The sequence below is a fragment of the Pseudomonas yamanorum genome, from assembly GCF_013386765.1.
In the GTDB taxonomy this organism is placed as follows: Bacteria; Pseudomonadota; Gammaproteobacteria; order Pseudomonadales; family Pseudomonadaceae; genus Aquipseudomonas; species Aquipseudomonas yamanorum_A.
The window spans coordinates 9,752-17,260 of sequence record NZ_JACARE010000061.1; the positions used below are offsets into that span (position 1 = coordinate 9,752).

General features: G+C 62.6%; 6 protein-coding genes. 3 read left to right on the plus strand and 3 right to left on the minus strand.

The genetic code is table 11. The features are described from left to right. Positions 1-249: 249 nt before the first annotated feature. On the minus strand, positions 250-855 hold the full coding sequence (locus HX875_RS30870; protein ID WP_177048615.1) for a response regulator transcription factor: 606 nt from the start codon (positions 853-855) through the stop codon (positions 250-252). A gap of 219 nt (positions 856-1,074) precedes the next feature. Between HX875_RS30870 and hpaC the strand changes: the two genes are divergently transcribed. Beyond that, positions 1,075-1,587 (plus strand): 4-hydroxyphenylacetate 3-monooxygenase, reductase component, encoded by a 513-nt coding sequence (gene hpaC, locus HX875_RS30875; RefSeq protein WP_177048616.1) that lies wholly within the window; start codon positions 1,075-1,077, stop codon positions 1,585-1,587. 85 nt (positions 1,588-1,672) lie between these two features. Here hpaC and HX875_RS30880 read toward each other — a convergent pair whose 3' ends face one another. Together HX875_RS30880 and HX875_RS30885 are read right to left on the minus strand one after the other, a co-directional pair. Beyond that, positions 1,673-3,814 carry a methyl-accepting chemotaxis protein gene (locus tag HX875_RS30880; RefSeq protein WP_177048617.1) on the minus strand — a complete coding sequence of 714 codons (2,142 nt, stop codon included), beginning with the start codon at positions 3,812-3,814 and terminating at the stop codon, positions 1,673-1,675. A 53-nt stretch (positions 3,815-3,867) separates the two neighbouring features. After that, the gene (locus tag HX875_RS30885) at positions 3,868-5,190 is read right to left on the minus strand and encodes a hypothetical protein (protein ID WP_177048619.1); all 1,323 of its coding nucleotides are present in this window, start codon (positions 5,188-5,190) and stop codon (positions 3,868-3,870) included. Positions 5,191-5,416: 226 nt separating this feature from the next. Between HX875_RS30885 and HX875_RS30890 the strand changes: the two genes are divergently transcribed. Both HX875_RS30890 and HX875_RS30895 read left to right on the plus strand, forming a co-directional pair. Further along, positions 5,417-5,806, plus strand: a complete 390-nt coding sequence (locus tag HX875_RS30890) for a c-type cytochrome (protein ID WP_177048621.1) — start codon at positions 5,417-5,419, stop codon at positions 5,804-5,806. Between the two features lie 13 nt (positions 5,807-5,819). Next, a complete protein-coding gene (locus HX875_RS30895) occupies positions 5,820-7,310 on the plus strand; it encodes an aldehyde dehydrogenase family protein (RefSeq protein WP_177048623.1) in 1,491 nt (496 codons plus the stop codon). The last annotated feature ends 199 nt before the right edge of the window (positions 7,311-7,509 follow it).

Genomic DNA, 7,509 nt, shown 5'->3' on the forward strand with positions numbered 1-7,509 from the left:
CTCCCACATTGGAATGAGGTCAACTGTGGGAGCTGGCTTGCCTGCGATGCAGACAACTCGATACCCCAGGTACACCGCAGCGATCCCATCGCAGCCTCGCCAAGGCTCGACAGCTCCCACATTGGAATGAGGTCAATTGTGGGAGCTGGCTTGCCTGCGATGCAGACAACTCGATACCCCAAGTACACCGCAGCGATCCCTTCGCAGCCTCGCTAAAACTCGACAGCTCCCACATTCATTCATCGCGCCCTACGGGTACAACACCTCGCGGACCAGCATGGCAATGCTGGTCACGCCCATCTTTTCCTTGATCTTGGTGCGGTGCACGTCAACGGTCTTCACGCTGATGTTCAGCTCGCGAGCAATCACTTTGCTCGCCTTGCCATCCACCACCAGCATCAACACTTCCCGCTCGCGGCTCGTCAGCAGCGCCAGCTTGCCTTGCAGGTGCTCACGCTGTTCCTGGTCGGCCTGGGCCTGCACGGCGGTCTTCAGCGCGGCCTGGATGCGGTCGATCATCTGTTGCGGGTTATAGGGCTTCTCGACGAAATCCAGTGCGCCGTTTTTCATCGCCGTGACTGACATCGGGATGTCGCCGTGGGCCGACACGAAGATGGTCGGCAAGGTACTGCCGCGCCGGTTGAGGATGTCCTGCAACTGGAAGCCGCTGGTTTGCGGCATGCGCACGTCCAGTACCAGGCACGCGGGTTGGCGTGGGTCGTAGTGTTCGAGGAACTCTTCGGCGCCGGCAAAGCACTGGGCCTTTACGCTGACCGACTCCAGCAGCCAGGCCAGCGAGGTACGCAGGTCTTTGTCGTCATCAACGATGTAAACGATCGGTGTGCGATTTTCCATCAGGGGCTGCCACGAGAATTTCTAATTATTGTTTTCGCACGCAAGCACGCAGCGGCGGACATTGGCTCATCTATGGAGCCTTGCCAGCAGAATACCCAGTGTGAACGGCCCTGACGATAAAGAAACCACCTAGTCGGCATGGGGATCGTCTGAATGGTCGCGCCATGCGTGACGCCTTAGTCTGGTTGCATCACCCACGGATCGTTAAGGGGCACCGACATGGCCGACCTGAGCCAGCAGCAAATCGACTTTCGCAACGCCATGGCGCAACTGCCGGCCGCAGTGAACATCATCACCACCAACGGCCCCGGCGGGCGTTGCGGGATCACGGCGAGTGCGGTGTGTTCGGTGACGGATTCGCCGCCCACGGTGCTGGTGTGTGTGAACCGCAGCAGCGCGACCCATGATGTGTTCCGCACCAATGGGCAGTTGTGCGTGAACGTGCTGTGCGGGGAACAGGAAGAGCTGGCGCGGCATTTTGCCGGGATGACCCAGGTGCCCATGGCCGAACGGTTTGCCTGGGACCTGTGGGACGGTGGTGAGGCGGGCGTGCCAGTGCTGCGGGATGCGCTGGTGCAGCTGGAAGGGCGCATCAGTGAATGCAAGGAAGTGGGCTCGCATTCGGTGATGTTCGTGGAGTTGTCGCGGGTCGGGGTACGGGGGCAGGGCGATAGCCTGGTGTACTTCAATCGGCTGTTTCACCGGATCGAGCATGCCAGCGCCCGACTGTAGGAGCTGGCTTGCCGGCGATCGCATCGCTTCGGTGTATCTGAAGGACCGAGTTGTCTGCATCGCCGGCAAGCCGGCTCCTACAGGGTCAGATGCGGAAGCTGCCCACCAGTTGATTGAGGCGCTCTGCCTCACGCTCAAGCTCGGTGCAGGCCTGCAACGTCGACTGCAGGTTTTCCACCCCAGCCTGGTTCAGCATATTGATTTCGGTAATGTCGACATTCAGCGCCTCCACCACCGACGTCTGCTCCTCGGTCGCAGCCGCCACCGACTGGTTGACGTTATCAATCTCGCCAATGCGCAACGTCACGCTGGCCAACCGCGTGCCCGCCAGGTTGGCAATGCTCACGCTTTCCTCGCTGTGCTGCTGGCTCTCGGTCATGGTATTGACGGATTCCCGGGCACCCACTTGCAGCTCTTCGATCATCTGCTGAATTTCCAGCGCCGACTCCTGGGTGCGATACGCCAGGCTGCGCACCTCGTCGGCCACCACCGCAAACCCGCGCCCGGCTTCACCGGCCCGGGCGGCTTCAATGGCCGCGTTCAGCGCCAGCAGGTTGGTCTGCTGGGAGATGCCTTTGATCACTTCCAGGATCTGCCCGATGTTCACTGTCTTGTGATTCAACGCATCGATATGCACACACGAGGCACTGATCTTGCCCGACAGCTCATTCATCACTGCAATCGTACGCTCCACCACTTGGCGCCCGTCTTCGGCCTGTTGCCGGGCGCCGGAGGCTTGCTGCGAGGCGTCGGAAGCGTTGCGGGCGATTTCCTGGGCGGCAGCGCCCAGTTCGTTGATCGCCGCCGCGACGCTGTTGGTGCGGGTGGCCTGTTCGTCGAAGTTGTTCAGCGAGGAGTTCGACGCCAGCAGCACGCGCTTGACCACCTGGTTGACCCCAAGTCCCGCCGAAGATACTTCGCGGATCGACTGGTGGATGCGTTCGACAAAACGGTTGAACGCACTGGCCAATTGGCCGATTTCATCCCGGGACTGTACTTCCAGGCGCCGTGTCAGGTCGCCTTCGCCCCGGGAAATATCCTCCATCACCCGGGTCAGGGTTTGCAGCGGGCGGGTAATGCGCAAGGCTGCGTACCAGATCAACAACAAGCCGAGCAGGGCCGAGCCGCCGCCCAGCAGCAGTTCCAGCGCGGTGCTTTTCACCCCTTGGGCATCCAGTTGCTGTTGCAGCGCGGTGACCGGCGCCAACAGCACCGACTGCGGCACACCCACCAGCACGCCCCACGGCGCGGCGCCGGCAATCGGTGCCAGTGGTTCAAGCAGCTTGATCTGTTGTTGGTCGACAAAGGTTTGCGGCTGCCCTTGGCGCAGTGCGTCCAGTATCTGGGGACCGTCCGGCATCACGGTGCTGATCGGCTGCCCCAGGTGGCTGGCATCCTCGCTGTAGGCGGAAATAACCCCCTTGGGGCTGACGATGCTGACTTGCCCGTGGCCGTCGAACAGTTGCCCGGCGCTGGTCTGGCTGGCCTGTTGCAAGGCCGCCAGGTTGATGTCCAGGCCGACCACCGCAATCACCTTGCCGTGTTCCATCAGTGGGAACGCAATGCTGGTCACCAGCTTGCGGCTGCCGGAAGCCTCGTCGAAATACGGCTCCAGTACGCAGGCCTTGGCGGTGTCGCGGGCGCAGGTGTAGAAGGCGTTGTACGGTGCGCCGCTGGGGCCGGGGGAGGTGTTGGCCAGCAACGCTTCGTCGCCGACCACCGCTGTCAGCTCACCCGGTGAAGCCTGTACCCAATACTGGGCAAAGCGCCCGGCCTCGTTGCTGCCCACGGCGGCCTGGTCGACGAACTGGGCATCGTCACCGTCCAGGGTATTGGCTTCAAATATGAGATAAATCCCGAGCAGGTCGGGCTTGTCGATCAGGGCCTGGTGCAGCTGGGTATTCAGCTCCTGGCGCAATTGTGGGCGGGTCAGCTTGCCCTGTTGTTGCAGTTGCCGCAGGTACAGCACATAGCGCGACAAGCCCTGGCCGTATTCGTGGGTTTGCATGAAGGTGCGTTGCACCTGCATGGCCTGTACTTGCCCCAGGGCCTGCATGTGTTCCGTGGCGGCGGCGGCGAGCATCTCACTGCTGGCCTGGGCCACGTGCTGGCTGCTCTGGTGGGTCTGGTACAGCGACAGGCTCATCAGCAGGCCGACCACCAGCAACAGGCAGAGGCCGGCGAGCAGGGCGATCTTGCTCTGGATCGTGAGGAATTTCTTGTGCATTGCGAAGGCCTTGGCCAGGCGGGGCGATGGCGGCGCCACCGCCCCGGCCGGGCTTAGAAGTTAGTGGCGAACACCACTTGGCTGTAGAGGTTTTTATCGTGGTTGCCCAGCTGCGTGCCGCCCTGGTCGGCGCTCTTGTCCGGCTGGTACAGGCCGATCAGCGGCATCACCGTCAGGTGTTCGTTGACGTGCCATTCGGCATACACGTCCAGCTCGTGGCCGTCGTTGTTGCCGAGGTTGCGGTCGATGGTCTTGAAGTCGAACAGCACCGCGCCGACGCTGAGGTTTTCCAGGGGCGAGACCTTGAACGTGACGTTCTGGATGCGCGAGTTGTTGTTGAACGGCCCGGCGTAGTTGCCCGCCACTTCACCCTGGAACCAGGTGCCGTAGCCACGGCTGAAACCGTAGAACAGCGGGTCGAAACCTTCCGAGAAACGGCTGTAGCGGTAGCTCACATAGGGCGTCCAGGCCACGTCGGCGAAGGTCCAGCCGGCTTCCAGGTACCAGGCGTCTTCGTTGCCGGTGTGGGGCTTGTCCTGCCAGGCGTACTCGCCGGACAGGAACAGGTTGGTCACCCCGGCATTGCCCGTTGCCCGCAGGCTGTAGGTCTTCATGCCGTCCCGCTCCAGCTGCGTGGGGGAGGCGTATTGCTTGTCGACGTCGGTGGTGTCGATGTACGTCAGCCCCACGGTGCCTTCGGTGGCCACGTGTTCGAGGGTGGCGACGTACATCTCGGTCTTGGCCTGGGCACGGTTGTCGGACTTGAGCCACATCAGGTCGCTGCGCCAGCCGTCCTTGCCGCCCAGGCGCAGTACGGCGGTCTCGTCGAAGGCTTTGCGGGCAGCGATGTAGTAGCCGCCGCCGCGATTCATGTCGCCGTCGGCCACGCCCTTGCCGAAGTTCAGCGCGTCGCCGTCGATCAGGAAGCCGTCGCCGACCACGATGTTCTGGCGGCCGAAGGACAGGTCCACGCCATTCTCGCCCAGGGCCTCGAACAGCTTGCCCGAGCGCCAGCCGAGGTAGGCGTCTTCGAATTTGGTGGTGCGCTCCGTGCCGTCGCTGAAGCCTGCAGCGTCGCCGTCGCCCCAGGTGCCGGAGCTCAGCAGGTTGGCCGCGCCATAGGTGGTGCCGGCGCCGCTGAAGCTTTTGTCGAAGCTCAGGCCGTACTTGATGTAGCCCTCGCGCCAGGACGAGGAACCTTTGGCCAGGCGACCGGAGGGGGCGTAGTTCTGCTGGCTGTGGAAGGCACCGAAGACCGCCTCCAGGGTGGCGTTCAGGTGACTGCTGTCATCGGCGTACAACTCATAGGCGCCGGCTTGGTTGGCGCCGATCATCAGCGCGAGGGTCGAGAGACGAAGCAAGGGGGACTTGAGCATGGTGTGGCATCCATTCTTGTTCATGACCACAGGGTTGGGGTCTGCCGCGATACTAATGCTGGCGAAGTGACGTGCCTTTTGTCTGGTTGCCAAAGACTTGACTGTGCTTGCCAGAATCCACGGTTTGGCAGCCCAGCCAACACGACTGGCACGCAGGGCAAAACCCGGGCGACCTTGAGCCCTGACAATCGTCGGCAACTTCGATGGTTTCCAAGGTCGTTTTTCTATGTTCACTGCACACAGATTGTCCCTGGCCGGCGTGCTGTCGCTGGCCCTCGCCCACAGCGCGTTCGCTGCTGAATGCGCTCCCGACACAGGCCATGGCGCCCAGGTATTCGCCAACGAATGCGGCGTGTGCCACGCGGTCACCAAGGGCGGCGCGACGATGATGGGGCCGAACCTGGCCGGCGTTTACGGGCGCAAATCCGGCTCCCTGGCGGGCTTCAGCTACTCCCAGGCCATGCGTGACAAAAACGTCGAGTGGCAAGCCGAGACCATCGCGCAATTCATCACCCAACCCCAGGCGTTTGTGCCCGGCACCTACATGCCCTACATGGGCCTGGCTTCGGCCGACGATCGCCAAGCGGTCGCCTGCTTTCTCAAAGAACAACAGTGAATACAGGTGAATCATGAGCAACGTTGAAATCCTGCCGCAGGTGGCTGCATTCCTCGACCGTCGTCATGGCTGCTTTATCGATGGCCAGTGGGTGTTTGCCGAAGGCGCCCACATCAAGGTGGTCAACCCGGCCACCGGGGCAACCCTGTGCGAAACCCTGGACGCGCCGCTGCACGTGGTGGAGCAGGCGGTGCAGTCGTCCCATGCGGCCTTCAAGTCCCGGGTGTGGTCGGGTTTGCGCCCGGCTGACCGGGAGCGGATTTTGCTGAACTTCACCGCGCTGGTTGAGGCCCATGCCGAGGAACTGGCGCAGCTGGAAACCCTGAGCCAGGGCAAGTCGATCAACCTGGCGCGGGGGCTGGACTTGAACGCCACGGTGGAGTTCATGCGCTATATGTCGGGTTGGGCGACCAAGATCGAAGGGCAGACGTTTGACGTGTCGATCCCGCTGCCGCCGGGGGCGAAGTTCACCGCGTTCACCAAACGCGAGCCGGTGGGGGTGGTGGTGGGCATCGTGCCGTGGAACTTCCCGCTGCTGATAGCGGCCTGGAAGTTGATGCCGGCGTTGGCCACCGGGTGCACGGTGATCATCAAGCCGGCGATGGAGACACCGTTGACGGCGATGCGTCTGGCGGAGCTGGCGTTGGAGGCGGGGATTCCGGCCGGGGTATTCAACGTTGTGACCGGAGGCGGGGCGTCGGTGGGGGGCGTGCTGACTTCTCATCCGTTGGTGAGCAAGGTGTCGTTTACCGGTTCGACTGCGGTGGGCAAGAGTGTGGGTGTGGCGTGCATGGAGAACATGACGCGGTTTGCCCTGGAATTGGGGGGCAAGAACCCGATGATTGTGTTGGCGGATGCCGATATTGATAAGGCGATCCAGGGGGCGATCCTGGGTGGGTTGCTGAACAACGGGCAGGTGTGTGCGGCGGCTTCGCGCTTTTATGTGCATCGGTCGGTTTACGACAGGTTTGTCGAGGGGTTGGCGGCGGCGGTGTCGGCGATGCCGTTGGGGGCCGGGATGGATGGTGCGGCGGCGATTAATCCGTTGGTGTCGCGCAAGCAGCAGCAGGGGGTTTTGCGGCATATCGAGCAGGCTCGGGCTGAAGGGGCGCGGGTGGTGATCGGTGGGGATGAGGTGGTGGGTGAGGGGTTTTATGTGCGGCCGACGATTTTGGCGGATATCGATCATGGGATGGCCGTGGCCCGGGAGGAGGTGTTTGGGCCGGTGTTGGGGGTCATGGCGTTTGATGATGAGGATGCGGTGATTGCTCTGGCCAACGACAATCGTTATGGGTTGGCGGCGAGCCTTTGGACCAATGATTTGGGTAAGGCGATGAACCTGGTGCCGCGGATCGAGGCGGGGACGGTTTGGGTGAATGCGCATGTGCTGCTGGACCCGGCGATGCCGTTTGGCGGGGTGAAGCAATCGGGGATGGGGCGGGAGTTTGGGCGGGCGGTGATCGAGGCTTATACCGAGTTGAAGTCGGTGTGTATTGCGCATTGATCGGGGACATATCCGTTATTTAGGTAACGGCCACCTATGGTTTCGCTCTTACAGCGAGTCACTTTGCAAAAGCGGCAAAGTAACCAAAACGCTCTGCCCCGCCTGTCGGCACCTCGCCTAGGCTCGGTGTTCCCTCACTCCGGGATTGCTCCGCGGGCCGCCGCGACGGGGCGTCCCTGCCCCGTCGCGGCTAAACCGG

What these genes read in the sequence shown, in the direction of transcription:
- HX875_RS30870 (WP_177048615.1), bottom strand. Translation starts at nt 855, where the DNA reads ATGGAAAATCGCACACCGATCGTTTACATCGTTGATGACGACAAAGAC.
- hpaC (WP_177048616.1), top strand. Translation starts at nt 1,075, where the DNA reads ATGGCCGACCTGAGCCAGCAGCAAATCGACTTTCGCAACGCCATGGCG.
- HX875_RS30880 (WP_177048617.1), bottom strand. Translation starts at nt 3,814, where the DNA reads ATGCACAAGAAATTCCTCACGATCCAGAGCAAGATCGCCCTGCTCGCC.
- HX875_RS30885 (WP_177048619.1), bottom strand. Translation starts at nt 5,190, where the DNA reads ATGCTCAAGTCCCCCTTGCTTCGTCTCTCGACCCTCGCGCTGATGATC.
- HX875_RS30890 (WP_177048621.1), top strand. Translation starts at nt 5,417, where the DNA reads ATGTTCACTGCACACAGATTGTCCCTGGCCGGCGTGCTGTCGCTGGCC.
- HX875_RS30895 (WP_177048623.1), top strand. Translation starts at nt 5,820, where the DNA reads ATGAGCAACGTTGAAATCCTGCCGCAGGTGGCTGCATTCCTCGACCGT.